At 59.8% G+C, this 500-nt stretch carries 1 protein-coding gene; it reads right to left on the reverse strand.

Features of this window, described 5'->3' with window-relative positions; genetic code table 11:
- Positions 1-500 (reverse strand): hypothetical protein (locus DYY66_RS14075; protein ID WP_255496053.1); only part of this gene is annotated, 500 nt, incomplete at both ends.

A 500-nucleotide genomic window follows, 5' to 3' on the forward strand; every position in this document is an offset into this window, starting at 1 on the left:
CTCATGCACGCACCGCTCGCTCTCGTACTCCCTCTTCGTCTCGTTCCACTCGTACAACAACTGCTCTCTCTCCCCTGCAGGCAGCACGTTCAGCCTGCTCAACCCCATCCCCGGCCTCTCTGCCAACGCTTCCACCAACGATCCCAGCGCCGTCTCCATGTACCCGCACACTCGCTTCGCATCCACCCTTGCGTCCACCTGCGCCGTCAACCCAAATTCCTCCCCAAGATCGTCTACCGAAAGATTGAACGGATAGTTGCTCCGTTCCTCTCCGTATAGACCATGCATCCCCTCCCACGCTCGTTTCCTCTTCTCCGATCGCTCCTGCTCTGCTCTCCCGCTATGCCGGTAGTTCAGCAATGCCGTGAATAACGGCAGCGGGGCCTTTACTCCACTGCATCTCTGCGCCAACGCCAGCGATGCATGCTCGTGCCTCAGTAACTCCGCCAACTGCCTCTGCATCCCGCGCACACTCTCCTCCACTCCCTCCTCTCCCTTTC

The organism is Candidatus Nitrosotalea sp. FS, from assembly GCF_011319475.1.
Lineage (GTDB): Archaea > Thermoproteota > Nitrososphaeria > Nitrososphaerales > Nitrosopumilaceae > Nitrosotalea.